We start from the raw sequence: 26255 nt of genomic DNA, 5'->3' as shown, positions 1-26255 counted from the left end.
GCAAAAAAAATGCAGAAAATAAAGAAAGGAGAAGAACATGAGCGTACAACTGCTGGATAAAACCAGAAAAATCAACAAACTGCTTCATAACAATCACTCCACGAAGGTCGTGTTCAACGATATCTGTGAAGTCCTGATGGAAACGTTAAGTTCCAATATCCTGGTGATCAGTAAAAAAGGAAAAGTGCTGGGCATCAGCCTTTGCCCGGGCGTGGAAGAAATTACGGAGCTGATCGAGGATAAGGTGGGCGGTTATGTCGATGCCGCATTAAACGAGCGTCTCCTCGGCGTACTCTCCACAAAAGAGAACGTCAATTTACAGACCCTCGGCTTTGAGCGGCCTGGTGTAGAGCGCTACACCGCAATTATCTGCCCGATCGAGATCGCCGGAGAACGCCTTGGTACCGTATTTATGTACCGCTGCACCCCGCAGTACGATATCGACGATATCATCGTCAGTGAGTACGGCACAACCGTTGTCGGACTGGAAATGATGCGTTCCGTCAACGAGGAAAATGTGGAGGAAAACCGCAAGGTTCAGGTGGTTAAATCCGCATTCAACACGTTGTCCTTCTCCGAACTGGAAGCCATCATCCATATCTTTGATGAACTGAACGGGGATGAGGGCATTCTGGTTGCAAGCAAAATTGCAGACCGCGTCGGCATCACAAGATCCGTCATTGTAAATGCCCTCCGCAAATTCGAGAGCGCAGGCGTCATCGAGTCCCGTTCCAGCGGTATGAAGGGAACGTATATCAAGGTATTAAATGATTATATCTTTGATGAACTCGACGAGATCAAAGCAAGAAAGAACCTGAAAGGAAAGGGCGATGCCCATCCGGACGAGGCGAAAAAATAAAAAAGTGGAATGTAGAAAAGAATCGGAGCCGTTTAAGAATGGCGCCGTTTCTTTTTGTGCAAAAAAGCATTCGTGGAGCGGAAAAAAATGGTATCATTCCCGTTTTTAGGAATAAACTATAATTAGATTCTAAAGAGAGTATAAAATATGAAAAAGTTGCCAAAATAAGAAAAAACGAGAAAATAAGAGAAATTAAGAGCTATCATGAGAAAAAAAAAGAGAATTACAAAATTCATACATTTGCGAAATGAGGTGGAAAACACTATAGTAAGAACCATCAAGTAGCACTCGAATGAACTGAGTGCTAATAAATAAAACTGAATGAAATCTTGAAGGAGGAAACATAAATGAAGTTAGTACCTTTAGGTGACAGAGTTGTATTAAAAGAGTTAAAAGCAGAGGAAACCACAAAATCCGGTATCGTACTTCCGGGACAGGCACAGGAGAAACCGCAGCAGGCTGAGGTTATCGCAGTAGGACCTGGAAAAGTAGAAGACGGCAAAGAAGTAAAAATGGAAGTTGCAGTCGGAGATCAGGTAATCTATTCCAAATATGCAGGAACCAACGTCAAACTGGAAGACGAAGAGTACATCATCGTAAAACAGGATGACATTCTGGCAGTTGTAAAATAAAGAATAATCAAGTAAAAATCAGGAGGCATGACAATCATGGCAAAAGAGATTAAATATGGAGCAGAGGCAAGAAACGCTCTTCAGAATGGTGTAAACCAGCTTGCAGATACCGTACGTGTAACCCTTGGACCGAAAGGAAGAAACGTTGTTCTGGACAAACAGTACGGCGCTCCGCTCATCACAAACGATGGTGTTACGATTGCAAAAGAGATCGAGCTGGCAGACGGCTTTGAAAACATGGGCGCACAGCTCATCAAAGAAGTTGCTGCAAAGACCAACGACGTAGCAGGTGATGGTACCACAACCGCAACCGTTCTGGCACAGGCTATGGTAAACGAAGGAATGAAAAACCTGGCGGCAGGTGCGAACCCGATCGTTCTTCGTAAGGGAATGAAGAAAGCAACCGATAAAGCTGTTCAGATCCTTGCAGAGATGAGCCAGCCGGTAGCAGGCAAAGAGCAGATTGCAAAAGTTGCAGCTGTTTCTTCCGGAAGCGAAGAAGTAGGCCAGATGGTAGCTGACGCCATGGAAAAAGTTTCCAAAGACGGCGTTATCACCATCGAGGAGTCCAAGACTATGCAGAACGAGCTGGAGCTGGTAGAAGGTATGCAGTTCGACCGTGGATATATCTCCGCTTACATGTGCACCGATATGGAGAAAATGGAAGCCGTTCTCGACAATCCATATATTCTGATTACCGATAAGAAACTGTCCAACATTCAGGAAGTTCTTCCGCTGCTGGAGCAGATCGTACAGAGCGGCGCAAGACTGCTGATCATTGCTGAGGACGTAGAGGGCGAGGCTCTCCAGACACTCGTGATCAACAAACTGCGCGGAACCTTCAACGTAGTAGCTGTCAAAGCACCGGGATACGGCGACAGAAGAAAAGCAATGCTCGAGGATATCGCAATCCTGACCGGCGGCCAGGTGATCTCCGAGGAAGTTGGTCTGGAATTAAAAGACGCTACTCTGGAAATGCTCGGACGTGCAAAATCTGTTAAAGTTCAGAAAGAGAACACCGTTATCGTTGACGGCGCCGGCGCAAAAGATGCCATCGCAGCAAGAATCGGCCAGATCAGATCCCAGATCGAGGAGACCACTTCTGAGTTCGATAAAGAGAAACTGCAGGAGAGACTGGCAAAAATGGCAGGCGGCGTAGCTGTGATCCGTGTAGGTGCAGCAACCGAGACCGAGATGAAAGAAGAAAAACTCCGTATGGAGGATGCTTTAAATGCAACGAGAGCAGCCGTAGAAGAGGGTATCATCGCAGGCGGCGGTTCTGCATACATCCATGTAACAACACAGCTTGCAGAGCTGATTGACAGCCTGGACGGCGACGAGAAGATCGGTGCAAGAATCGTACAGAAAGCACTTGAGGCTCCTCTGTTCCACATCGTAACAAACGCAGGTCTGGAAGGCGCTGTTGTTATCAACAAAGTAAAAGAGTCCAAAGTAGGTGTTGGATTTGATGCATACAACGAAGAGTATGTAGACATGATCCAGGCTGGTATCCTTGATCCGGTTAAGGTTACCAGAAGCGCACTGCAGAACGCTACCAGCGTTTCCGCAACCCTGCTGACCACCGAGTCCGTAGTTTCCACCATCAAAGAGCCGGCTCCGGCTATGCCGGCAGGCGCAGACGGCGGAATGGGAATGATGTAATTTCCGGGATAAAAATGTCTGGTAAAACAAAATAAGAAAACCGGCTGGCAAAGACCGTAGCGGAACATGGGTTCCGAAGTCCTGTCTTTGCCGGCCGATTTTTTAGTGGAAAGTTTTTCTTCCATTTCGCATGGCCCTGAATCGTTACAAAAAATTTCAGAAAGTTTTCATGCTTTCGCCGGGCGGCGTATATGGACGCTTCCGGCGTTTTATGCTATACTGATTTGTAGGATGTTGGGGGAAATACAACAAAGGAGAAGAAACACACATGGCAAGTCGTTATGAATCCGACATGACAAGGAAGGAGAAGATGCAGCTCGAAAAAGAGAAGCTGTCGAAAATGAATTTTAAAGAGAAACTGGCCTATATCTGGGAATACTACAAGGCTGTCATTTTTGGCATCATCGCTGTTATCTTCATCATCGGCACGATTGTGAATATCCATGAAAATGCGAAGTATTATGACCTCGTGAGCATTGCCGTAGTGGATTACGCAGGACTGCAGGATGTAAGTCCGATCGAGGAGGACCTAAAAGAAGCGCTCGGAACCGGAGATAAGTACGAAAAGGTAAGCATCGATACAAGCTACAGCTTCGGTGAAAACCTGGAAAACGCGGATTACAACACGCTGATGAAATTCACAGCCGTGATTGCCGCACAGAGCATGGATGTTCTGATCTGTTCACAGGCCGTGTACGACAACTACAGCAAAGACGATTATTTTCTGGATCTGTCCACACTGTTTGACGAAGCGACGTGTGAGAAGTACGGGATAAAGGCGGGAGATACCTGCTTCGACATTTCCAAATTGAAAAAGTACCAGGATATGGGCCTTACGTACTATGAGCCGTGTTATCTGACCGTGTTGGTCAATACAAAGAACGCGGACAATGTAGCAAAACTGATCGAATATCTTGAGGAGGATGGAGTAAATGAGTGATCTGTACACAGAAGTGCTGGTGAAAAAACAGCAGACAGGAAAAGACAAGGCGATCAAAGGAGTTCTGATCTTCTTTACCGTTCTTTTTGCAGCCGCAGGAATTATGATGAATCCGCTGATTCTGCTTCTTGCGCTGGTACTTGGAATCGTAGACTATATTTTTATCCCGAAGCTTTCGGTAGAGTTTGAGTATCTGTACGTCAACGGCGAGCTCGATATCGACCGTATCTATTCGCAGTCAAGAAGAAAAAGAGCCGCAAGCTATGAGCTTTCCAACATGGAAATCCTGGCTCCGTACCAGTCCCATCAGCTTGATTCCTACAAAAACAACCAGAGTATCAAACGTTACAACTATTCCTCCGGCATCGAAGGACAGGGCCACAAACCGTACGCATTCGTCATCTCCAAGGACAATGCCATGCAGATGGTGATCTTCGAGCCGGACGAAGTGATGTTAAAAGATATCCGCAACCGTGCACCAAGAAAAGTATTTATGGATTGACAGCTTTTTTGTTTTATGTTAAATTAGGTGATAAATCAAAAAGACTTAAGAAGAAAGGAAGAAATGAAAATGGGTACAATTATTGGTGATGGTATTACCTTCGATGATGTGCTTCTGGTTCCGCAGTATTCTGAAGTAACCCCAAACATGGTAGATCTGACTACGCATCTGACCAAGAAGATCAAGCTGAACATCCCGATGATGAGCGCCGGCATGGATACGGTTACAGAACACCGTATGGCAATTGCCATGGCACGTCAGGGAGGAATCGGTATTATTCACAAGAATATGTCGATTGAGCAGCAGGCAGAAGAAGTAGACAAAGTAAAACGTTCTGAGAACGGTGTTATCACCGATCCGTTCTATCTGTCTCCGGAGCACACCCTGGAAGATGCCAATAATCTGATGGCAAAATTCCGTATTTCCGGTGTCCCGATTACCGAGAACGGAAAACTGGTTGGTATTATTACAAACCGTGATCTGAAGTTTGAAACTGATTTCACCAAGAAAATCAAAGAGTCCATGACCAGCGAAAACCTGATCACTGCAAAAGTAGGCGTTACGCTGGACGAGGCAAAAGCAATCCTTGCAAAATCCAGAAAAGAAAAACTTCCGATTGTCGATGACGATTTCAACCTCAAAGGTCTGATCACCATCAAAGATATCGAGAAAACCATCAAGTACCCATTGTCCGCCAAGGATGAGCAGGGACGTCTGCTCTGCGGTGCCGCAGTCGGCATCACGGCAAACGTGCTCGATCGTGTCGATGCGCTGGTAAAAGCACACGTAGACGTGATCGTCATCGACTCCGCTCACGGACATTCCGCAAATATCTTCAAAACACTTCGTCTCATCAAAGAGCATTATCCGGATCTGCAGGTAATCGCCGGAAACGTGGCAACCGCAGAGGCAACAAGAGACCTGATCGCAGCCGGAGCAGACGCTGTTAAAGTCGGTATCGGACCTGGTTCTATCTGTACGACCCGTGTCGTTGCAGGTATCGGTGTACCGCAGGTCACAGCCGTTATGGACTGCTATGAGGAAGCAAAGAAGACCGGAACTCCGATCATCGCCGACGGCGGTATCAAGTACTCCGGAGACATGACAAAGGCTATCGCAGCCGGTGCCAATGTCTGCATGATGGGAAGCATCTTCGCAGGATGCGATGAGAGCCCGGGAGATTTCGAACTGTTCCAGGGAAGAAAATACAAAGTATACCGTGGAATGGGATCCATCGCAGCCATGGAGAACGGAAGCAAAGACCGTTACTTCCAGACCGGCGCCAAGAAACTGGTTCCGGAAGGTGTGGAAGGCCGTGTAGCATACAAAGGCCTCGTAGAGGACACTGTATTCCAGCTGATCGGCGGACTTCGTTCCGGTATGGGCTACTGCGGAGCGAAAGATGTTGAGACCTTAAAGGAGACCGGAAAATTTGTGAAGATTTCCGCAGCATCCTTAAAAGAGTCCCATCCGCATGATATCCACATCACCAAAGAGGCTCCGAACTACAGCGTGGACGATAAATAAGAATAAAAAGTCGCAAAAGGCAGAAGGGGGAAAGGGCAGAAACTTTTCAGCTTCTGCCTTTTCAAATGAGGGAGCGCTTATTTGCAGCGGGGAGAGAACATATGGCACAGAAGAGACGGGGAAAAACGACAAGAAAACAGAGGCAGCGCCAGCTTCACCGCAGAATGTTTCTGACGGGAGTTCTGGTGGTGCTGATCTGCGTCGGCATTTACAGCGGCATCCGCCGTGTGGCAAAAACGGCAAGTGATATCACGGCCGTTGACTATTCCGGTTCTGATTATGAGGACAACGATATCACCGACTGGACCGGCGCTCCGCCGATTGATGTGGAGCTTCTGACGCCGAACAGCTGGTCCAGACCGCAGACGAGGCTGAAAAAGGTGGACGGTATCGTTATTCACTACACCGCAAACCCGGGAAGCACGGCGATGCAGAACCGTGATTACTTTGAAAACCTGCCTGAGACGCAGGAGGCGCAGGCCAGCAGCCATTTCGTCGTCGGCATCGAGGGAGAAGTCGTTCAGTGTATCCCGACGAGTGAATGGTCGTATGCATCGAACCAGCGTAATTTCGATACGATCTCGATTGAATGCTGCCACCCGGATGACAGCGGTGAATTTACCGATGAGACATACAATTCTGTGGTCCAGCTCGCCGGTTTCTTATGCAAGCGGTTCAATCTGACTTCGGACGATGTGATCCGTCACTATGATGTAACCGAAAAGCTCTGCCCTCTGTACTACGTGGAGCATGAGGATGCCTGGATTCAGATGAAGGCAGATATTCAGGCGTATGCGGATTCACTTTCCTAAGAGCTGTTTTTAAGAAAAATGAAAAAATCCCCGTTGGGAAAATCAGTTTCAGGAGAAATGATTTTTCCAACGGGGATTTTTCTGTTATCCAATATTTTTAGTAATAGTAACGCCGTCTGCGCCGCTTTCTTTTTTTCGTATTTCCGCCGAGTGCAATCCAGCAGAACAGCCGTACAAACGTGATGCCGAAGAGAACGCCGATGCTGTCGATGCCGACGTCCTTTACCGACGGGCCGCGGTTGGCGACCATCGTCTGGTGGAACTCATCGCTCGCGGCAAAGGCGACACAGAGGATGCCGGCAAGAAATGTGAGCGCGAAGCCGCGCAGGCCGTAGACGTAGAGCGGAAGCGAAACACAGATTGCAAGCAGACAGTACTCTGTCATATGAGCCAGCTTCCGCACCGGGTACTGATACTCGTCAGCCAGTTCCTGGATCTTCTCATCATCCCATCCGCGGTCCATGACGTGGTCGATCGTGATGAAAATGCCGCGTGCCACCTTTTCACTGAACTGTGAGGATTCCGTTCCGTTCTGGGAAGAGAAGGAGAAAATCATCGACATCATCAGAATCGCCGGGATGAAGGAAAACGGTTTTAACAGTGCAATTACAATTCGATTCATAAAATACCTCCAGTAAAACAAAGCAGGTCAGATCGGAAACTTTTTATGCGGTATGCTCGCGGATTCTGGCAATCGCAGAAAAGATCAGGAATGCCAGCAGGTTCACGATTACGACCGTCGCTCCGGCAGGGGAGGACAGGAAAAACGAGAGGGACATGCCAAGAAGGAAGCATACCACGGAAAGAACCGCGGAGCAGATTACCACGCTCTGGAAGGTATGGCAGAGACGCATCGAGGTCAGTGCCGGGAAAATCAGCAGGCTGGAGATCAGAAGTGCGCCCATCATGCGCATGCCGAGCACGGTTGTGATAGCGGTTAAGAACGCAAGCAGCATGTTGTAAACCTCTGCGCGGACACCGGTTGCTTTGGCAAATGTCTCGTCGAAAGTGACGGCAAAAATACGGTTGTAATACAGGACGAACAGGAGCAGCACGACGATGGAGAGCACCACGGAGAGAACGACGTCCTCATCACTCATCGCAAGGATGCTTCCGAACATGTAGTTGTTGACATCGGTGTTCATGCCGCTCGACCACGAAACCGTGATGACACCGATCGCAAGCGCAGAGCTTGAAATCAGACCGATGGCGGCGTCGCCTTTGATCTTGCTGGATTCGTTCATGCGGAGCAGCAGAAAGGCGGCAAGCACGACGACAGGGATTGTGAAGGCAAGCGGAGCAAAACCGAGTGCCGTTGCAATTGCAAGAGAGCCGAATCCGACATGGGAGAGGCCGTCGCCGATCATGGAGTAGCGCTTTAACACGAGGCTGACGCCAAGCAGTGCGGCACACAAAGAGACGAGAATGCCGACCACAAGGGCACGCTGCATAAACGGATAAGAAAGCATTTTCAGCAGATTCGAAATCATAAGTCGGCACCTCCTAAAAACTGTTTTCCAGCCTCGGTTTTCAGATACTCGTCCGTCGGACCGAAGAAGACCTGCTTCTGGTCGAGCTGGAGAATGTGCGTTGCGTCCGGCAGAATATTGCGGATATCGTGGGAAACCATGATGATCGTAACGTTCTGCTCGCGGTTGATGCGGCGGATGAGCTGGTACATTTCGTTTGTCATGACCGGGTCAAGGCCAGTGACCGGCTCGTCGAGGAGCAGCAGTTTCTTTGTGGCGCAAAGCGCACGAGCGAGAAGCACACGCTGCTGCTGGCCGCCGGAGAGATCACGGTAGCACCGTTTCTTTAATGAAAGGAGGTCGAGAAGCTCCATATTGCGGAGCGCGTCCTCTTTGTCTGCCTTTGTGTAAAACGGCGGGAAATGCGGGTGGTTCTGCCGGCCGGACAGCACGACTTCCCAGACGCTCGCCGGGAAATCCTTTTGTGCGGCGGTCTGCTGCGGCAGATAGCCGATCTCGCTTGGATGAAGCCCGTCGCCGGTTGTGATCGAGCCGGTGGACGGATTTTTTAAGTGAAGCAGTCCCTTGATCAGAGTACTTTTTCCGGAACCGTTCTCGCCCACAATACAGAGGTAGGAGCCGGCTTCCAGGGCAAAGTTGACATCGGTCAGGACCGGGATGCCCTCGTAGGAGAAGGTGACATCACTGCAGGTAAGTAGAGCCATTTAGTTTAAAGCCTCCTTTAATGCGGAAACGTTCTGTTCCATGAGGGAGAGATACGTAGCGCCGCTTTCGAAATCATCTTTGGATACATTGTGACAGGAATGAAGCAGCAGCTTTTTCGCGCCGGTCGCCTCACAGATGGAGTCCGTCATTTGTTCATTGGACAGCTCGGTGTGGAAAACGACGGGAATCTGTTCTTCCTTGATTTTATCAATTAAAAAAGAAAGGGTTTTGGCACTTGCCTCGGATTCCGAGGAGCAGCCGGGAAACGCCGCGTAGTAGTCGAGGCCGTAGGTGTCCGCAAAGTAGCGGAACGGGAAACGGTCGCCGAAAACAATGGTATGGCGGCTTGCAATTGCGGTGACATCGGAAAATTCCTCATCGAGGGAGGCAAGCGAAGCAAGATACGAGGCGGTGTTTGCCTGGTATTCATCCGCATGCTCCGGGTCGAGGCGGCAGAGGGAATCACAGAGCTTCTGGACAATCCGCATTGCATTTTTCGGCGAGGTCCAGACGTGCTCGTCCTGTTCGCCGTGGGATTCGTGCGCATGATCATGGGAAGATTCGTCGTGTGTATCCTCGTCCTCATGGTCGTGTACATCCTCGTGATCTGCATCTTCGTCCTCATGGTCGTGCGCATCCTCGTCCTCATGATCGTGTGCGTGGCCGTGGGTCTCCATTCCCTCGACGGTTTCCTCGGCAACGGTGTCAACGCAGTCCATCAGCGTCACTACCTCTTTGTTCGAGGTATCGACAGAATCAAGGATTGTCTCGACCCAGGCATCGGAATCGCCGCCGACGTAGACGAAGAGATCACATTCGGAAACCGTAATCATATCGCCCGGTGTCGGTTCAAACGAGTGACTTTCCGCACCCGGGGAAAGCAGCATGTGGAGATCGAGATGATCGCCGCCGATGGCGCGCAGAAAATCATACTGCGGAAAAATCGTAGCCACGGCGGAGAGTTTCGTGTTCTCCTGGAAATCCGCCGTCTCTTTTGAGGATCCCGCACAGCCCGTCAGAAGAAGGAGGGCAGGAAGGAGGAGAAGGCGTAACGTTTTTTTGGAAAAAAATGTCATGATACTCCTTTCTGAAAGAAAACACGGAGGCATTCGAAAAAGCTCCGTATCAGACTGTTTCGTGACAAATGCCGCAGGAGTGGGAAGCGGCAGACGGGAACAAATGTCCCCGAAAAAAGATCAGTTATCATCATATAGCAGGGAGGATTCATTTGTCAAGGAAAGGAAAACTAGTTATAGAAAAGAGGGAAAAAAACTGCCTTTCCCTGTAAAAAAGAAAGGCAGTTTTGAGAAAATTTCTTGATTTTAGGATACCCGGCGGAACTGTGCCTGGTAGAGCTGGTAGTACGCGCCCTGCTTTGCCATCAGTTCGTCGTGGGTTCCCTGCTCGAAAATCTTTCCGTGGTCAATCACGAAAATCCGGTCGGCATTTTTAATAGTAGAAAGACGGTGCGCAATGATGAACGAGGTACGGCCCTTCAACAGGCTTTCGATTCCCTGCTGCACCTGAATTTCTGTCTGTGTGTCGATGCTGGACGTCGCCTCGTCGAGAATCAGAATCCGCGGATCGGACACCATCGTTCTGGCAAAGGCGAGAAGCTGGCGCTGGCCGTTGGAAAGACGGGCACCGCGCTCGCTGATCTCGGTGTCGTAGCCGTCCGGCAGTTCTATGATAAAGTCATGGGCATGCACGGCCTTTGCGGCGGCAATGATTTCTTCCTCCGTGGCATCGAGCTTTCCATACGCAATGTTGTCGCGAATCGTGCCGGAGAAGAGAAAGTTGTCCTGGGTCATAACGCCCATCTGCGCACGCAGACTGTTGATGGAGACATCTGTCAGGCTGTGGCCGTCGACGCGGACCGTTCCCGAGGTAATGTTGTAGAAACGGCTGATCAGATTGACAATGGTCGTCTTTCCAGCGCCAGTCGGGCCGACGAGTGCGATCGTCTCACCGGGAGCCGCTGTAAAGCTGACATCTTTTAAAACCAGCGTGTCCGGATCATCGGAGTAGGCAAAGCTGACGTGGTCGAACGTTACTTCTCCTTTGATCGGCGGCAGTTCTGTGACGCCAGGCTTGTCGGCAACCTCCGCCGGTGTGTCGAGGATCTCAAAGATTCGCTCCGCAGCGGAAAGGTTCGTGATCAGCTTGTTGTAAAAACCGGCCAGGTTCTGGATCGGATCCCAGAACATCGTCAGATACATCGCAAACGCCGTGAACGTACCGATCGGAACGGCATCCACGCCGAGCACGGAAATACCGATAAAATACAGAAGAAACGTTCCGATGCCCCAGGTCACCTCGATCACAGCGGAAAAACCATCCGCCAGGCGGACCGCATGGATAAAGGAGTTCTGATGCTCAAGAAGAAGCCGGTCAAACTCGCCCTGCGATTCCTGCTCTGCGGTAAAGCTCTTGATGATGCGGATACCGGAGAAGTCCTCGTGGATATACGCCGTAACATTGGAAGATTTTTTCCGGAACGTCTGCCATCTCTTATGTGCGACGATCTGAATAAAATACATGCCGATAGCGATCAGCGGCAGCACGAGAATCGCACTTAAGGAGAGCCAGATGTTTTTGATCATCATGATCACCAGAATGGCGATGATCGTGAGAATGTTTGGAATCAGCTTTGTGACACCGTCGTTCAGCACATCCTTTAACGAGTTGACATCGCCGATGATGCGCGCCAGGATCTTTCCGGCCGGGCGGGTATCGAAAAAGCTGAAGCTTAAGGTCTGGATATGCGTGTAGAGCTCGTCACGGATTTCCAGAAGAATGTTGTTGGTAATGCGCGCCATCAGAAGCATCCGCAGGCGGACACCGGCCGCGTAAACCAGGTTGATCACAACCATGAATACGCAGAGGGCAACAAGCCCACGCCAGTCTTTCTGCGCAATATTGACGTCGATGGCGTACTCCAGGAGCAGCGGGTTCACAGTGGAAATCGCGATGGTAACGGCGAGAACCACGAGAACGACGGCAACCTGGCGTTTATAATTTTTTAAGTAGGAGAAGAGGCGGCGGATGGTCGCGCTCTTTAAGACCTCTTTCTGCTCTTCATCTACTTTACTGGAATTGATAGCCATAATCGTATTGTTCCTCTCTTAACGGGTAAGTAAATACAGAAGTTGTCGGGTAACAGATTAAATTGAATTAAGCATTGGCAGGAAGTGCCTGCTCGAGGGCTGCCTTTGCTTTATGGTAATCACCGTACTGAGCCTCCCAGGTGGAGTAGTACAGGCCTTTCTGTGCCATCAGACTCTCATGCGTGCCGCGCTCGGCGATGCGTCCGTGATCGAGATACAGGATCTCATCGGCATTCTGCACCGAAGAAATGCGGTGGGCAATGATGATCTTGGAAACATCTTTTTTCTCGGCGAGATGGCTCTGGATTTCGTATTCGGTCTCCATATCGAGCGCCGAGGTGGAATCATCCAGTACGAGGATCGGAGCCTGTTTTGCCAGGGCGCGTGCGATGGAAAGACGCTGCTTCTGACCGCCGGAAAGTCCCATGCCGCGCTCGCCGATGACCGTTTCGTACTGATCGGAAAGGTGATCGACGAACTCGGAAGCACACGCAGCGGAGACGGCGTTATGTACCTCTTCGGATTTCATTGTGCTGCGGCTGCCGAGGCGGACATTCTCAGAAATCGTGTCTGAGAACAGGAAGACGTCCTGCATGACGACGGAAGAAGTATCGCGCACGGTGCGCAGCGGCAGGGTGCGGATGTCGTGGCCGTCGAGACAGATGGAACCGTCGGTGACATCGTAAAAACGCTCAAGCAGATTGACGATGGTTGTTTTTCCGGAACCCGTCATACCCATGATGCCGAGTGTGTGGCCCTGCTTTAAGGTAAAGTCGATATCCTGCAGAATCGGTGTGTCGTGCAGGGAGAAATCGACGTGATGGAATTCCAGGTCACCCGGAAGTTTTGAAAGCTCCACCGGATTTTCCGGTTCTGCTATCTGCGGCTCCTCTGCGAGAATTTTGTTCAGCTTCTTGTTGGAAGCAATCGCAGAAGCGAAGCAGTTGCCGAGCCAGCCGACGTTTTCGATCGGCCAGGTGATCTTGGAGGTGTACTCCATAAAGGCCGTTAAAACACCGAGCGTAATGCGTCCGTGGATGACACCGTAGCCGCCCGCGAGAAGGACGAGCACGCGCATCAGCTTCGTAAGAAACGAGATGGCGGGATCGTATTTCATCAGGACGCGCGCCTGATCCATGTTGAGATCGCAGTATTTCTGATTGTGTTTCCGGAATTTTTTGATCTCATACGGTTCCCGTGCAAAGGATTTGACGGTGCGGACACCGGCGAGATTTTCCTGTGCAACGGTATTCATGACGGCGTTTTCCTCGCTGATCGCATCGTAGACACGGTCGAGTTCTTTTTCGAGGCGGATTGCGATGCCTGCGACGAAAGGAAGGATCGCCACGGAGACGAGTGTCAGCGGCAGATCCAGTTTGACCATACTGACCATTGCCATCATGATACAGATCAGGCCTTCTAAGATCAGCATGCCGGCAAAGCCGAGGATATCCCAGATCCGGTCGACGTCATCGCGCACGCGGGCGAGGAGTTCGCCGGTATTGTTTTTGTCAAAGTATTCCACCGAAAGCCGCTGGACGTGGCGGAACAGGTTGTCCCTCATCTGGCTGGCGACGCGGACGCTGCTGACATCGAATAAAAATTCTTTGATGTACTGAAACAGGGCTTTTGCGGCACCGATCAGAAGAAAGGCGGCAAGGTATTTCCAGAGCAGTTCCATTTTGTGACCGACCAGCACGTCATCCACGATGTGCAGCGTGACAAGCGGCGCGAGCATATCGAGAAAGACACTTAAGGCCATGGAACCAAAAGCGAAAACGTAGTAGTACCAGTTCTGGAGCAGGTACTTACCGATTGGATTTTTCTTCATGAATGTTAAAACCTCCTCATTGATGTCGTTTGGGTGTCTGGCAGAACATAGGCTTTCAAAAGCTCCGTAAGTGTGGGAACGGAACAACGGGAAACGAAAGCGAAGGCTGCGTTTGTATATAAAAGAAGGGAATCGATGCGGTAAGAAGACCGCGGAATCTGCCTGCCGGAAACGGAGCGAAGCCGGAAAGAACGGTTTCGTACTGTTTATAGCAATAAAAAAAGCCGCAGTATCGACGTACCGCGCCTTCTGTGCGAAATAGCAGGCATAAAGAATGCATAGAGATTTGTTATGCAGAGTTAATGCTTACAAAGAATTTCGAAAGAAGGGCAGCCACCTGGTTTGATCGCCATACGAAGTTTATTCTGTTTTACGCTGGATGCATAAATAAGATTGATCATAAGTGGTGTTCTCCTTTCATGATTTTTTCTGCCGCATCTGATCGAACACGACAGCTTATGGTTCTAAGCTACTCCTGTTTTCCAGATTTGTCAATTGTTATTTTCAAAAATTAAAAAATAAAAGCTGCAAAAGGTATGAAAATTGCGAATTTGGGTAGCTGTTTCGGGGAATATGCGATATAATAAACGAGAGTATAAGCGGAAAAATCACAAGCTAACATGTGAAACGAGGGGACAAAAAGATGGAAAAAATAATTGCAGGCCTGGTGCAGATGGATTCTGGGCCGGATATAAATGAAAATATGCGCATGGCCGAGCAGTATGTGCGGGAGGCGGCGGAACAGGGAGCGAAGCTGATTCTTTTCCCGGAGACCGCAGAATACACGGGAGCAGACATGCCGGGGCACGCAAGTGCAGTGCCGGGCTACGTCAGCCGCCGGTTTTCCAGCCTTGCCAAACGGTACGGTGTCTATCTGCACTGCGGCAGCATGACGGTACGGCGCCATCCGGGGCGTCCGTCCAACACGTCGTTTCTGTTCGGACCAGATGGAGAAACGATTGCAGAATACAGCAAAATACATATGTTTGATGTAAATATTCCGGGCAGTGTCTCCTACGAAGAATCACACGAGATCTGCCCGGGAAATGAAATTGTTCTTGCGGACACGGCGCTTGGCCTGTTCGGCATGAGCATCTGCTACGATATCCGCTTTCCGGAACAGTACCGGCTGATGGCATCCTCCGGAGCAGATGCATTTCTGATAGCGGCGGATTTTACGAAAGCAACGGGAGAGCGCCACTGGGAAGCACTGCTGCGCACGCGCGCCATTGAAAACGGATGCTACGTGCTCGCCGCCAACCAGTGCGGCCAGAAAGCGCGGTTTGAGGCGTACGGCCATTCCATGATCATTGCGCCGGACGGCGAAATTCTTGCGGAGGCAGATGATACCCCGCAGGTACTCATCGCAGAGCTGGATCCGGAAGTGCTGGAGCGGACAAGAAATGAAATCCCGTCTCTGGAAAACAGGAGAGACGATCTTTACCGTTTAAGCTCGGGAAACGTACGGATTTATGAAGAATAAAAATGCAGGGAGGAAATAAGAAGATGGATCAGTTTATACAGTATACCCCGACGGAAGTCGTGTTCGGAAAAGAGACCGAAAACCAGGCAGGCGCTGAGGTAAAGAAATGGGGCGGCACAAAGGTGCTCGTCGTTTACGGAGGCGGAAGTGCAAAACGGAGCGGTCTTCTGGACCGAGTGGAAGCATCTCTTGCAAAAGAGGGCCTTGCCTTTGAAGAGCTTGGCGGCGTAAAACCAAACCCGAGACTTGCCCTTGCCGAGGAGGGTGTGAAAAAAGCAGTGGAAATGCAGGCAGACTTTATTCTTGCCGTCGGCGGCGGAAGCTCGATTGACACCGCAAAAGCCGTTGCGCATGGGGCTGCAAATCCGGAGGAGGCACTCTGGGATATCTGGACGAAAAAAGTACCGCTGACAAAATCTCTCCCGGTAGGAGCGGTTCTGACGATACCGGCAGCCGGAAGCGAGATGAGCGATTCAGCCGTTCTGACAAACGAGGCAATCGGCAAAAAGGCCGGCATCAACACGCCGTTCAACCGCTGCAAATTTGCCATCATGAACCCGGAGCTGGCAGCAACCCTGCCGAAATACCAGATTGCCTGCGGAGTAACCGACATCATGATGCACACGATGGAGCGCTATTTCATTCCGGAGAGCCAGTGCGAGATGACAGATGAGATCGCGGAGGGACTTCTTCGCACGGTAATCAAAAACGGACCGAAGGTACTGGAAAATCCGGCCAATTACGATGCCATGGCGGAAATCATGTGGTGCGGAAGTCTGTCCCATAACGGACTGACCGAATGCGGCCACGGAAAAGATTTTTCGGTTCATAAATTCGGCCATGCGCTGAGTGCAAAATACGATGTAGCACACGGCGCATCCCTGGCGGCAGTCTGGGGTGCCTGGGCGAAATACCAGTACGATGAGGAGACGGTTCTCTGGCGGTTTGCACGGTTTGCAGAAAAAGTCTGGGGCATCACAGAGGGAAGCGATCACAAACGGGCAACGGAAGGCATTGAGCGCACAGTAGCGTTCTTCCATTCGCTCGGCATGCCGACCTCCCTGCATGAGCTTGATATCCCGAACCCGTCGGATGAGGATCTGCGTGCCCTTTCCATGGATGCAACACAGCAGGACACTGTAAAACTGTCCCGCATCCGCAAGCTGGGCGCACAGGAAGTATATGAGATTTACCAGATGGCGCGATAAAAGGAGGAAAACCAGATGGCAAAAAAGAAAATCGCAGCACTGCTGATCGCAGCGGCCGTTGCGGCAGGAGGCTGGGCGCTTCCGGCAAGGGTAAGCGCAGCAGAAAATGACGGCACGGCCGTAACCTGGCAGCAGGATGAGACGGAAAGTTCCGAGCAGAATTCGGATGAGGAAGCGGCAGTGCAGGAGCAGAGCGGTACTTCGGAAAACGAGACGCCGGCTGTTACGATTCCAGGTGAGGACAACGAACAGGAGCCGGAAGAGAAACTTCCTGCCGGCTGGGTGAAACAGGAGGACGGAAGCTGGAAATACAGAAAAGAGGACGGCACGATGGCCGCCAGCGAGTGGATCACCCATCTGAACCGGAGATATTATCTGAATGCAGACGAAATCATGTGCACGGGTCTTTCGATGGTCAACGGAAAGCTCTATTATTTTGAGAGCTGGGGCGGAGCCGGATACAAAGGCTGGAAAAAAGTCGGCGGGGCATGGTACTATCTGAACGAGGACGGAAGCGTCAAAACGAATGAATGGTTCGTTCACGACAAGAGAACATACCATGTAGATGAAAACGGTGTGATGAGCACCGGACTGCAGAAGATTGACGGAACGCTCTACTACTTCGAGAGCTGGGGCGGAGCCGGATTCCAGGGCTGGAAAAAAGTCGGCGGAACATGGTACTATCTGAATGAGGACGGAAGTCTCAGAACGAATCAGTGGTTTGTGCATGATAAAAGAACGTACCATGTAGACGCAGACGGTGTGATGAGTACCGGCTGGCAGACGATTGACGGCGTTGATTATTACTTTGAAAGCTGGGGCGGCATGCGCGTGAACGCCTGGGCGGCCAAGGGCAGTGACTGGTATTACATGGACAGCAACGGAACCCCAAAAGGGGAAGGCTGGCTGCTGTATGACAAGAACTGGTATTATCTGAGGCAGGACGGCAAAATGATGCACAGTGAATGGCTGTGGTATGATAATAACTGGTATTACCTGCAGAGCTGGGGCGGCATGTATAAGAGCCAGTGGGTAACGATCAAAGGCGCAACGTATTACTTCCGGAGCTGGGGCGGTATTTACAAGAACGGCTGGCAGGAAGTGGACGGAAAAACGTATTACTTCCGAAGCTGGGGCGGCATCTATAAGGATACCTACATCGACGGCTATTACGTTGATAAAAATGGTGTTCGCCGGAACAGCAAAAATATCTGCGTGGCAATCGACGCAGGACACCAGAGAAGAGGAAACAGCGAGAAAGAGCCGATCGGACCGGGATCATCGACCTATAAGGCGAAGGTTGCTTCCGGAACATGCGGTGTGGCAACCGGCATCAATGAGTATGAGCTGAACCTTGCGGTATCCTTAAAGGTACGCGATATCCTTGAGGAGCGCGGCTACGATGTTTACATGATCCGCGAGACGCACGACGTCAATATCAGCAATTCCGAGCGTGCAAAACTTGCCGCGCAGAACGGAGCAGATATTCTCGTGCGTGTACACGCGAACGGCGATTCGAACCAGTCGGTTTACGGAGCACTCACGATGGCACCGAGCAGCAGAAATACGTATCTTTCCGGTGATGTGGTCAGCAAGAGCCAGAAGCTCTCCCAGAAGATGATCGCAGCATTCTGCAAAGACACCGGTGCGAAGAACCGCGATGTGATTTACACCGATTCCATGAGCGGCATCAACTGGAGTACCATTCCGGTCACGATCATTGAGCTTGGCTTCATGAGCAATCCTTCCGAGGACCGTTTGATGGCAACCGAGGATTACCGAAACAAGATGGCACAGGGAATTGCGGACGGAATCGACGCATATTACGAATAAACAAAGGGACCTGCCTGAAATGGGCGGGTCCTTTTTGCATGCAAAAAAAGAAAGCGGAGCGAGTCCGCTTTCTTTTGGGAATCCATAGGATCAGATCTTATTTGTTGTTGTTTTTCTCCAGCTCCTGCATTTTCATCGCACGAACCTTCAGCGGCAGACCGAACAGTGTGATGAATCCGTCTGCATCGTGGTGATCGTAGAGATCGCCGGTGGTGAAGGAAGCAAGAGACTCATTGTACAGGCTGTACGGAGAAGACTCGCCGGCTTTGATGATGTTGCCTTTGAAAAGTTTGAATTTTACTTCGCCTGTTACATATTTCTGGGTGACATCAACGAATGCCTGGATTGCCTCGCGCAGAGGAGTGTACCATTTTCCTTCGTAAACAACCTCAGCAAGCAGGTTTCCGAGATCTTTCTTTGTTTTCAGGGTCTCACGGTCGAGAATCAGCTCCTCTAACTGCTCATGTGCAGCCATCAGGATGGTTCCGCCAGGAGTCTCATAAACACCGCGGGATTTCATGCCGACAACACGGTTCTCAACGATATCAACAATACCGATGCCGTGTTTTCCGCCCAGCTTGTTCAGCTCGGTGATGATTTCAGAAACTTTCATTTCTTTTCCGTTTAAGGTCTTCGGAACGCCGGCCTCAAAGGTCATGGTTACGTACTCGCCTTCGTCCGGAGCTTTTTCCGGAGGAGTGGTCAGTACGAGAAGATCGTCGTAGTTCGGCTCGTTGGACGGATCCTCAAGCTCAAGTCCCTCATGGCTGATGTGCCACAGGTTACGGTCACGGCTGTAGCTGTGGTTTGCATCAAACGGAAGGTCGATGCCGTGTGCTTTACAGTAAGCCAGCTCGTCTTCACGGGACTGCATGGTCCATACATCGGTCATTCTCCAAGGAGCGATTACTTTGATATCCGGAGCAAGGGCTTTGATGCCGAGCTCGAAACGGATCTGGTCATTTCCTTTACCGGTAGCGCCGTGGCAGATGGCAACAGCACCTTCTTTTCTTGCGATCTCAACGAGTTTCTTTGCGATAACCGGACGTGCCATGGAAGTACCGAGCAGGTATTTGTTCTCATAAACAGCGCCTGCTTTTACGCATGGCATGATGAAGTCTTCACTGAACTCGTCGATAACGTTTTCGATATATAATTTGGAAGCGCCGGAAAGTTTTGCTCTCTCATCGAGGCCAACCAGCTCGTTTCCCTGGCCGCAGTCGATGCAGCAGCAGATTACTTCGTAGTCAAAGGTCTCTTTCAGCCACGGAATAATGGCAGTAGTATCAAGTCCGCCGGAATAGGCAAGTACAACTTTTTCTTTCATAATGTAAGATCCTCCTTGGATTTCTCGTGCACCTATATGCGCGGTGCATCGTCAATGACTAAAATATACATCATACGACAGGATTATGCAAGCTTTTTTTCAGAAATTCAAAAAAAACTTGCATAATATACATTTGAGGTGTATACTTATGCAATCGACGGTATATGACAGCAGAAAACAAAGATTTTTCATTGAAAAAAGAAAATAATTGAGCTATCATAAAGAGAAAAGAAAAAATGTCCGGCAAGACAAGAAAACGGGCGAAAGAAAAAAGGAGAAAAAGGTATGATCAGAGCAGGAATTATCGGTTCTACAGGATATGCAGGAGGCGAGCTGGTGCGTATTCTCCTGGGACACAAAGATGTGGAGATTAAATGGTATGGTTCCAGAAGCTATATCGATAAGAAATATGCGTCGGTTTACCAGAATATGTTTCAGTTAGTAGACGATGTCTGCAAGGACGACAACATGGAGCAGCTTGCAAAGGAAGTAGACGTCATTTTTACAGCAACTCCGCAGGGACTCTGTGCTTCCCTGGTAAATGATGAAATTCTTTCGAAAGTAAAGGTCATCGACCTGAGCGCCGATTTCCGTATTAAAGATGTAAAAACGTATGAAGAGTGGTACAAGATCGAGCATAAATCCCCGCAGTATATCGACGAGGCGGTTTACGGACTGTGCGAGATCAACCGTGAGAAAGTAAAACAAGCGCGCATCGTGGCAAACCCGGGATGCTATCCGACCTGCTCAACTCTTTCGATTTATCCTTTATTAAAGGAAGATCTGATTGATGGAAACACCATCATTATTGATGCAAAATCAGGAACTTCCGGAGCAGGAAGAGGAGCGAAAGTGGACAACCTCTACTGTGAGGTCAATGAAAACATCAAGGCATACGGCGTTGCCGGCCACCGCCACACACCAGAGATCGAGGAGCAGCTTTCCTATGCAGCCGGCTACCCGATCACCCTGAACTTCACCCCGCATCTTGTTCCGATGAACCGCGGCATTCTCGTAACGGCATATGCATCCCTGAAAAAAGATGTGACTTACGAAGAGGTTAAAGCCGTTTATGATAAGTATTATGCCAACGAGCAGTTTGTACGTGTTCTCGATAAGGATGTCTGCCCGCAGACGAAATGGGTCGAGGGAAGCAACTATGTGGATGTCAACTTCAAGATCGATCCGAGAACGAAACGAATCATCATGATGGGTGCGATGGACAACCTGGTCAAAGGCGCAGCAGGACAGGCGGTACAGAATATGAACCTGATGTTCGGCCTGCCGGAAAACGAAGGCCTGTGCATGCCGCCGATGTTCCCGTAAAAAAGACAGAAGCAGACAACAGACGGAATTTACGAAAAGTGAGGATAAAAGAATGAAAAAGATTGAAGGAGGCATCACTGCTGCAAAAGGTTTTCAGGCAGCAGGCGGCGCAGCAGGAATTAAAAAACAGGGCGTAAAGGATATGGCACTTGTCTACAGCGAGGTACCGTGCGTAGCAGCAGGAACCTTTACTACAAACATCGTAAAAGCAGCTCCGGTCAAATGGGACCAGGAGATTGTATACAACCATCCAACCGCACAGGCAATCGTCTGCAACAGCGGAATCGCCAATGCATGCACCGGCGAGGAGGGCTATGGCTACTGCAGAAAAACCGCAGAGGCAGCATCGGCTGCACTTTCCATTCCAGAGGACTCCGTTCTCGTTGCATCGACCGGTGTTATCGGAAAACAGATCCCGATCGATAAGATCGCAGCCGGCGTGGAAATGCTGAAACCGCAGCTTGCAGCTACAAGAGAAGCCGCAGCTATAGCAGCACAGGCGATCATGACAACCGACACCGAGCCGAAGGAAGTTGCTGTTCAGATCGAAATCGGCGGAAAAACCGTAACGATCGGCAGTATGTGCAAGGGCTCCGGCATGATCCATCCGAATATGTGCACCATGCTGAGTTTTGTGGCAACCGATGCCAATATTTCGAAAGAGATGCTGCAGAAAGCACTGAGCGAAGTCGTACCGGACACCTACAACATGGTTTCCGTAGACGGTGATACTTCCACAAACGATACCGTTCTCCTTCTGGCAAACGGTCTTGCCGGAAACCCGGAAATTACGGAAGAAAACGAGGATTACAAGATTTTCAAAGAAGCACTCTTTGAAGTCAATAAAACACAGGCGATGCACATCGCAGGCGACGGCGAGGGCGCAACCGCACTGTTCGAAGTGACGATTCAGGGAGCCGAGAGCAAAGAGCAGGCCGTGACACTGGCAAAATCCGTCATCACATCGAGTCTGACGAAAGCGGCAATCTTCGGCCATGACGCCAACTGGGGAAGAATCCTCTGCGCGATGGGTTACTCCGGAGCAAAATTCGATCCGGAAAATGTAGATCTCTACTTTGAGAGCGCAGCCGGAAAACTGCAGATTATCACGAAAGGTGTTGCCGTTGACTACAGCGAGGAGGAGGCAACGGAGATCCTCTCCGAGCCGAAAGTAACTGCGATCGCCGACATCCACATGGGAGAGGCGACAGCAACGGCATGGGGCTGCGACCTGACCTATGACTATGTAAAAATTAATGCGGATTACCGTTCTTAAAAAACATTCGGATGAAATTCTGAGGGAATACAACGAAAACGTGCCGGGAAATCGTGTTTCCGGTACAGCAGAACCAGGAATCAAAAGAGGAGAGCGAGGAAAAAATCATGGTAAATCAGATGTATCTGGACAAAGCAAATGTGCTGATCGAGGCACTTCCTTATATTCAGCGGTTCAACCGCAAAATCATTGTCATCAAATACGGCGGAAGCGCGATGGTGGATGAAGAGCTGAAGAGAAACGTCATTCAGGACGTTGTTCTTCTGAAGCTGGTTGGATTCAAACCAATCATCGTACACGGCGGCGGAAAGGAAATCAGCCGCTGGGTCGGAAAGGTCGGCATGGAACCGAAGTTTGTCAACGGCCTTCGTGTAACGGATGCGGATACGATGGAAGTGGCAGAGATGGTGCTGAATAAGGTCAACAAAGAGCTTGTCACCATGATTCAGTCGCTCGGTGTCAACGCAGTCGGCATCAGCGGAAAAGACGGCGGTCTCTTAAACGTAGAGAAAAAGCTGTCCAAGGGAGAGGACATCGGCTTCGTTGGAAATATCAAAAATGTAAATCCGAAGGTGCTGTACGATCTTCTGGACAACGACTTCCTGCCGGTTGTCTGCCCGGTTGGCATGGACGATGATTTCAACACCTACAACATTAACGCAGACGACGCAGCCTGCGCGATCGCAGAGGCGTTAAATGCAGAAAAACTGGCATTCCTGACCGATATCGAGGGTGTATACAAAGATCCGAAGGACCCGGAGAGCCTGATTTCCGAGCTCCACGTACAGGAAGCAAGAGATCTCATCACCAACGGAAATGTCGGTGGCGGTATGATTCCAAAGCTCCAGGGCTGTATCGACGCGATTGAGAACGGTGTTTCAAGAGTCCACATCATGGACGGAAGAATCCAGCACTGCCTGCTGCTTGAGATCTTTACGAACAAAGGAATTGGTACGGCGATTTTAGGGGAAAACAAGGAGAAATTCAATCATGAAGACAAATGAGTATATGGAACAGACCGAGCAGTACGTGCTCCACACCTATAACCGGTTCCCGCTCGTGATCGACCACGGCGAGGGCGTTCATCTGTATGACACCGACGGAAAAGCATATCTGGACTTTGCAGCAGGTATCGCGGTATATGCGCTCGGCTACAGCAATGACGATTATAAAAAAGCAGTGAAAGACCAGGTGGACAAAGTCATCCATGTTTCCAACCTGTTCTACAATGTGCCGATGGGCTCCGCGGCAGAAAAGCTGGCGAAGGCATCCGGCATGGATAAAGTATTCTTTACGAACAGCGGTACGGAGTCGATCGAGGGAGCCATCAAAGTAGCGAGAAAATACGCTTACTTAAAAGACGGCAGCAACGATCACGAGATCATCGCGATGAACCATTCTTTCCATGGAAGAAGCCTTGGAGCGCTTTCTGTAACAGGAAATACGCATTATCAGGATCCGTTCAAACCGCTGATCGGCGGCATTAAATTTGCGGATTTTAATGATCTGGAGAGCGTAAAGGCACAGATTACCGACAAGACATGTGCGATCATCATGGAGACTGTACAGGGCGAGGGCGGTATCTATCCGGCAACGAAAGAATTTTTACAGGGCGTGCGCGATCTGTGTGACGAGCACGACATTCTGCTGATCCTCGATGAGATCCAGTGCGGCATGGGAAGAACAGGAAAGCTGTTCGCATGGCAGGATTACGGCGTACAGCCGGATGTCATGACGTGTGCAAAAGCACTTGGCTGCGGCGTTCCGGTCGGCGCCTTCGTGCTGAATAAAAAGACGGCAGAGCATTCGCTCATTCCGGGAGACCACGGAACGACATACGGCGGAAACCCGCTGGCCTGCGCGGCTGTCAATGCTGTATTTGAATGCTATGAGAAACAGCATGTCGTAGAGCATGTAGCAGAGACGGCTCCGTATCTGGAGAAAAAGCTGGACGAGCTGGTGGAAAAATATGACTGCCTCGCAGCACGCCGTGGAAAAGGCTTTATGCAGGGCCTTGTCGTAACGGGACGTCCGGTCGGAGAAGTCATCAACCGCGCGATTGAGAACGGACTTCTTGTGATTTCCGCCGGAAGCGACGTTCTTCGTATGGTACCGCCGCTTGTGATTACGAAAGATGACATCGATGAGATGATTGAAAAACTGGAGAAAGCATTACAGTAATGTGAAATAGACAGCCGTCTGGTTTCCTAGGCAGGAGACCGGTCGGCTGTTTTCCTGCTGTCCCTGAGTTCTGTATAAAAACGGGGAAAAAAGGAATAGTATAAAATGTACTCTCGGAGCCTTTCTGCACTTGCTTTTACGGCCGATTTTCCGCCAGCTGCACCCAAATTTCATCAACGTACGCACCGCGTACGCCTCAGAAATTTGGGCACAACTGACAAAAAATCTTCTCGTAAAATCAAGCGCAGAAAGACTCCGAGAGTACATAAAAAAACAGCAGGAGGAAAAATCAATGGCGGGAATTTTAACAGCGCTGCTCTCCGGAGCGCTGATGAGTATTCAGGGTGTATTCAACACGGAGGTGACGAAACAGACGAGTACATGGCTGGCGGCCGGCTGGGTGCAGATCAGTGCGTTTGTCGTCTGTCTTGCGGCATGGTGCATTACCGGGAGGGAGCCGATCGGGGATCTGTTCCGCGTAAAGCCGTGGTATCTGCTGCTCGGCGGTGCAATTGGCGCGTTTATCACGATCACGGTTATCTGGAGTATGGCAGGGCTCGGCCCGGCGAAGGCGGCGATGCTGATCGTCATTTCCCAGCTCGCAGCGGCGTGGCTGATTGAACTGTTCGGCCTTTTCGGTATGGAAAAAACGGATTTCACCGTGCGCAAGCTGCTCGGCATGGCAGTGGCAGTTGTGGGAATTGTAGTGTTTCAGTGGGAATAACGATTAAGATTTCTACTTGTATTTTTATGGTTTCTTCGATACAATAGAAACGTAGTTATGCGTACACAAGGGACCCTTGCGCGTCAGATGCGAAGCGGAAGGGAGTACACAGCATGAAATTGAAAAAACAGCAGGACAGAGGCAGAAAACATGCAAAAATACTGGCGGCGATGCTGGTTTTTTTGCTCTGCGGATGCAACCACAGGGATACAGAATACAAACTGTCAGATAGCACAGGCGGGAGCACGGCGGAAACCGTTTTCGGGAATCAGAAGGAAGTGGATGAGGAGCAGACGGTTTCCGAAAAAAGCGCCGGAGAAACCACAGGCATTCCGGAAAAACGTGAGGCACAGGAGGCAGCACCGGAAGAAACAGTGCAGGTTTATATCTGCGGTGCGGTCGCTTCCCCCGGTGTCTACACGCTGCCGGGCGGAAGCCGCGTAGTGCAGGCTGTGGAAGCGGCAGGCGGATTTCTGCCGGATGCTGAAGAAAAAATCCTCAATCTTGCACGGAAAATCGAAGACGGAGAGCAGATCACCGTCTGGACGCGCGAGGAGGCAGAAAACATGGAAATCACGGAAACGCCGCAGCAGAATACGGGCGGCACGGAGCAGGCTTCCGGTTCCGGCAAAGTCAACCTGAACACGGCCGGAAAAGAAGAACTGATGACACTCTCCGGCATCGGAGAGAGCCGTGCGGATGCCATCATCGCCTACCGCGAAGCAAACGGCCCGTTTGGTTCGATTGAGGAGATTATGAACATTGAGGGCATCAAGGGAAAGATGTTTGAAAAGATAAGGGGTTCTATCGAGGTTTAGAACAAGAAGGAG

General features: G+C 50.2%; 24 protein-coding genes. 17 read left to right on the top strand and 7 right to left on the bottom strand.

Going from position 1 to position 26255, the window contains the following annotated elements:
• The first annotated feature begins 37 nt into the window (after positions 1–37).
• From codY to DWY63_RS04900, 7 genes are all read left to right on the top strand, one after another.
• Positions 38–859, top strand: a complete 822-nt coding sequence (gene codY / locus DWY63_RS04930) for a GTP-sensing pleiotropic transcriptional regulator CodY (RefSeq protein WP_022462184.1) — start codon at positions 38–40, stop codon at positions 857–859.
• A 347-nt stretch (positions 860–1206) separates the two neighbouring features.
• Positions 1207–1491 carry a co-chaperone GroES gene (gene groES / locus DWY63_RS04925; protein ID WP_022462185.1) on the top strand — a complete coding sequence of 95 codons (285 nt, stop codon included), beginning with the start codon at positions 1207–1209 and terminating at the stop codon, positions 1489–1491.
• Between the two features lie 36 nt (positions 1492–1527).
• Positions 1528–3153, top strand: a complete 1626-nt coding sequence (gene groL, locus DWY63_RS04920; protein WP_022462186.1) for a chaperonin GroEL — start codon at positions 1528–1530, stop codon at positions 3151–3153.
• A gap of 268 nt (positions 3154–3421) precedes the next feature.
• Positions 3422–4093, top strand: coding sequence for a hypothetical protein (locus tag DWY63_RS04915; protein WP_117801496.1), 672 nt, complete (start codon positions 3422–3424; stop codon positions 4091–4093).
• Complete coding sequence (locus DWY63_RS04910) at positions 4086–4595, top strand: DUF6106 family protein (RefSeq protein ID WP_055227377.1); 510 nt, start codon at positions 4086–4088, stop codon at positions 4593–4595. The genes DWY63_RS04915 and DWY63_RS04910 overlap by 8 nt, the downstream gene beginning before the upstream one ends.
• A gap of 69 nt (positions 4596–4664) precedes the next feature.
• Positions 4665–6122 (top strand): IMP dehydrogenase, encoded by a 1458-nt coding sequence (gene guaB, locus DWY63_RS04905; protein WP_117509520.1) that lies wholly within the window; start codon positions 4665–4667, stop codon positions 6120–6122.
• Positions 6123–6223: 101 nt separating this feature from the next.
• Positions 6224–6934 (top strand): peptidoglycan recognition protein family protein, encoded by a 711-nt coding sequence (locus DWY63_RS04900; RefSeq protein ID WP_117761020.1) that lies wholly within the window; start codon positions 6224–6226, stop codon positions 6932–6934.
• Between the two features lie 97 nt (positions 6935–7031).
• Here DWY63_RS04900 and DWY63_RS04895 read toward each other — a convergent pair whose 3' ends face one another.
• Genes DWY63_RS04895 through DWY63_RS04880 form a run of 4 tightly spaced genes read right to left on the bottom strand, consistent with a single transcriptional unit; the run spans position 7032 to position 10082 of the window.
• Positions 7032–7556: a VanZ family protein gene (locus DWY63_RS04895; protein ID WP_055227373.1), complete on the bottom strand. Its 525-nt coding sequence runs from the start codon at positions 7554–7556 to the stop codon at positions 7032–7034.
• Between the two features lie 43 nt (positions 7557–7599).
• Complete coding sequence (locus DWY63_RS04890) at positions 7600–8424, bottom strand: metal ABC transporter permease (protein ID WP_117801495.1); 825 nt, start codon at positions 8422–8424, stop codon at positions 7600–7602.
• Complete coding sequence (locus tag DWY63_RS04885; protein WP_117509517.1) at positions 8421–9128, bottom strand: metal ABC transporter ATP-binding protein; 708 nt, start codon at positions 9126–9128, stop codon at positions 8421–8423. The genes DWY63_RS04890 and DWY63_RS04885 overlap by 4 nt, the downstream gene beginning before the upstream one ends.
• Entirely contained in the window at positions 9129–10082 is a 954-nt protein-coding gene (locus tag DWY63_RS04880) for a metal ABC transporter substrate-binding protein (RefSeq protein ID WP_242856691.1), read from the bottom strand.
• 13 nt (positions 10083–10095) lie between these two features.
• On the opposite strand from DWY63_RS04880, the gene DWY63_RS04875 reads away from it, so the two are divergent.
• Positions 10096–10449, top strand: a complete 354-nt coding sequence (locus tag DWY63_RS04875) for a hypothetical protein (protein WP_199607186.1) — start codon at positions 10096–10098, stop codon at positions 10447–10449.
• A 2-nt stretch (positions 10450–10451) separates the two neighbouring features.
• Here DWY63_RS04875 and DWY63_RS04870 read toward each other — a convergent pair whose 3' ends face one another.
• Positions 10452–12236, bottom strand: a complete 1785-nt coding sequence (locus tag DWY63_RS04870; RefSeq protein WP_117761029.1) for an ABC transporter ATP-binding protein — start codon at positions 12234–12236, stop codon at positions 10452–10454.
• Between the two features lie 67 nt (positions 12237–12303).
• Complete coding sequence (locus DWY63_RS04865; RefSeq protein WP_117801493.1) at positions 12304–14067, bottom strand: ABC transporter ATP-binding protein; 1764 nt, start codon at positions 14065–14067, stop codon at positions 12304–12306.
• 643 nt (positions 14068–14710) lie between these two features.
• Between DWY63_RS04865 and DWY63_RS04860 the strand changes: the two genes are divergently transcribed.
• From DWY63_RS04860 to DWY63_RS04850, 3 genes are read left to right on the top strand one after another with little or no spacing between them, the layout of a single operon-like run.
• Positions 14711–15550: a carbon-nitrogen hydrolase family protein gene (locus DWY63_RS04860; RefSeq protein ID WP_117801492.1), complete on the top strand. Its 840-nt coding sequence runs from the start codon at positions 14711–14713 to the stop codon at positions 15548–15550.
• Between the two features lie 23 nt (positions 15551–15573).
• Positions 15574–16758: an iron-containing alcohol dehydrogenase gene (locus DWY63_RS04855; protein WP_117801535.1), complete on the top strand. Its 1185-nt coding sequence runs from the start codon at positions 15574–15576 to the stop codon at positions 16756–16758.
• A gap of 15 nt (positions 16759–16773) precedes the next feature.
• The gene (locus DWY63_RS04850) at positions 16774–18591 is read left to right on the top strand and encodes an N-acetylmuramoyl-L-alanine amidase (RefSeq protein WP_117801491.1); all 1818 of its coding nucleotides are present in this window, start codon (positions 16774–16776) and stop codon (positions 18589–18591) included.
• Positions 18592–18688: 97 nt separating this feature from the next.
• Here DWY63_RS04850 and DWY63_RS04845 read toward each other — a convergent pair whose 3' ends face one another.
• Positions 18689–19921, bottom strand: coding sequence for an argininosuccinate synthase (locus DWY63_RS04845; RefSeq protein WP_055218598.1), 1233 nt, complete (start codon positions 19919–19921; stop codon positions 18689–18691).
• A gap of 282 nt (positions 19922–20203) precedes the next feature.
• Between DWY63_RS04845 and argC the strand changes: the two genes are divergently transcribed.
• From argC to DWY63_RS04815, 6 genes are all read left to right on the top strand, one after another.
• On the top strand, positions 20204–21244 hold the full coding sequence (gene argC, locus DWY63_RS04840) for an N-acetyl-gamma-glutamyl-phosphate reductase (protein WP_022462202.1): 1041 nt from the start codon (positions 20204–20206) through the stop codon (positions 21242–21244).
• 52 nt (positions 21245–21296) lie between these two features.
• Positions 21297–22520, top strand: a complete 1224-nt coding sequence (gene argJ / locus DWY63_RS04835) for a bifunctional glutamate N-acetyltransferase/amino-acid acetyltransferase ArgJ (protein ID WP_117801490.1) — start codon at positions 21297–21299, stop codon at positions 22518–22520.
• A 107-nt stretch (positions 22521–22627) separates the two neighbouring features.
• Positions 22628–23524 (top strand): acetylglutamate kinase, encoded by an 897-nt coding sequence (argB, locus tag DWY63_RS04830; protein WP_117761227.1) that lies wholly within the window; start codon positions 22628–22630, stop codon positions 23522–23524.
• Entirely contained in the window at positions 23511–24701 is a 1191-nt protein-coding gene (locus DWY63_RS04825; RefSeq protein WP_117801489.1) for an aspartate aminotransferase family protein, read from the top strand. The genes argB and DWY63_RS04825 overlap by 14 nt, the downstream gene beginning before the upstream one ends.
• A gap of 292 nt (positions 24702–24993) precedes the next feature.
• The gene (locus tag DWY63_RS04820; protein WP_022462206.1) at positions 24994–25425 is read left to right on the top strand and encodes a DMT family transporter; all 432 of its coding nucleotides are present in this window, start codon (positions 24994–24996) and stop codon (positions 25423–25425) included.
• 113 nt (positions 25426–25538) lie between these two features.
• On the top strand, positions 25539–26243 hold the full coding sequence (locus DWY63_RS04815) for a helix-hairpin-helix domain-containing protein (RefSeq protein WP_117801488.1): 705 nt from the start codon (positions 25539–25541) through the stop codon (positions 26241–26243).
• Positions 26244–26255 lie beyond the last annotated feature (12 nt).

The sequence above is a fragment of the Blautia sp. AF26-2 genome, assembly GCF_003460955.1.
In the GTDB taxonomy this organism is placed as follows: Bacteria; Bacillota; Clostridia; order Lachnospirales; family Lachnospiraceae; genus Fusicatenibacter; species Fusicatenibacter saccharivorans.
Note: the sequence above shows the minus strand (reverse complement) of the source record. Positions and strands in the feature narration are given on the sequence as shown.

Bases quoted from the DNA above. Each gene is read 5' to 3' on its own strand.
- codY (WP_022462184.1), top strand. From the start codon at position 38: ATGAGCGTACAACTGCTGGATAAAACCAGAAAAATCAACAAACTGCTT.
- groES (WP_022462185.1), top strand. From the start codon at position 1,207: ATGAAGTTAGTACCTTTAGGTGACAGAGTTGTATTAAAAGAGTTAAAA.
- groL (WP_022462186.1), top strand. From the start codon at position 1,528: ATGGCAAAAGAGATTAAATATGGAGCAGAGGCAAGAAACGCTCTTCAG.
- DWY63_RS04915 (WP_117801496.1), top strand. From the start codon at position 3,422: ATGGCAAGTCGTTATGAATCCGACATGACAAGGAAGGAGAAGATGCAG.
- DWY63_RS04910 (WP_055227377.1), top strand. From the start codon at position 4,086: ATGAGTGATCTGTACACAGAAGTGCTGGTGAAAAAACAGCAGACAGGA.
- guaB (WP_117509520.1), top strand. From the start codon at position 4,665: ATGGGTACAATTATTGGTGATGGTATTACCTTCGATGATGTGCTTCTG.
- DWY63_RS04900 (WP_117761020.1), top strand. From the start codon at position 6,224: ATGGCACAGAAGAGACGGGGAAAAACGACAAGAAAACAGAGGCAGCGC.
- DWY63_RS04895 (WP_055227373.1), bottom strand. From the start codon at position 7,556: ATGAATCGAATTGTAATTGCACTGTTAAAACCGTTTTCCTTCATCCCG.
- DWY63_RS04890 (WP_117801495.1), bottom strand. From the start codon at position 8,424: ATGATTTCGAATCTGCTGAAAATGCTTTCTTATCCGTTTATGCAGCGT.
- DWY63_RS04885 (WP_117509517.1), bottom strand. From the start codon at position 9,128: ATGGCTCTACTTACCTGCAGTGATGTCACCTTCTCCTACGAGGGCATC.
- DWY63_RS04870 (WP_117761029.1), bottom strand. From the start codon at position 12,236: ATGGCTATCAATTCCAGTAAAGTAGATGAAGAGCAGAAAGAGGTCTTA.
- DWY63_RS04865 (WP_117801493.1), bottom strand. From the start codon at position 14,067: ATGAAGAAAAATCCAATCGGTAAGTACCTGCTCCAGAACTGGTACTAC.
- DWY63_RS04860 (WP_117801492.1), top strand. From the start codon at position 14,711: ATGGAAAAAATAATTGCAGGCCTGGTGCAGATGGATTCTGGGCCGGAT.
- DWY63_RS04855 (WP_117801535.1), top strand. From the start codon at position 15,574: ATGGATCAGTTTATACAGTATACCCCGACGGAAGTCGTGTTCGGAAAA.
- DWY63_RS04850 (WP_117801491.1), top strand. From the start codon at position 16,774: ATGGCAAAAAAGAAAATCGCAGCACTGCTGATCGCAGCGGCCGTTGCG.
- argC (WP_022462202.1), top strand. From the start codon at position 20,204: ATGATCAGAGCAGGAATTATCGGTTCTACAGGATATGCAGGAGGCGAG.
- argJ (WP_117801490.1), top strand. From the start codon at position 21,297: ATGAAAAAGATTGAAGGAGGCATCACTGCTGCAAAAGGTTTTCAGGCA.
- argB (WP_117761227.1), top strand. From the start codon at position 22,628: ATGGTAAATCAGATGTATCTGGACAAAGCAAATGTGCTGATCGAGGCA.
- DWY63_RS04825 (WP_117801489.1), top strand. From the start codon at position 23,511: ATGAAGACAAATGAGTATATGGAACAGACCGAGCAGTACGTGCTCCAC.
- DWY63_RS04820 (WP_022462206.1), top strand. From the start codon at position 24,994: ATGGCGGGAATTTTAACAGCGCTGCTCTCCGGAGCGCTGATGAGTATT.
- DWY63_RS04815 (WP_117801488.1), top strand. From the start codon at position 25,539: ATGAAATTGAAAAAACAGCAGGACAGAGGCAGAAAACATGCAAAAATA.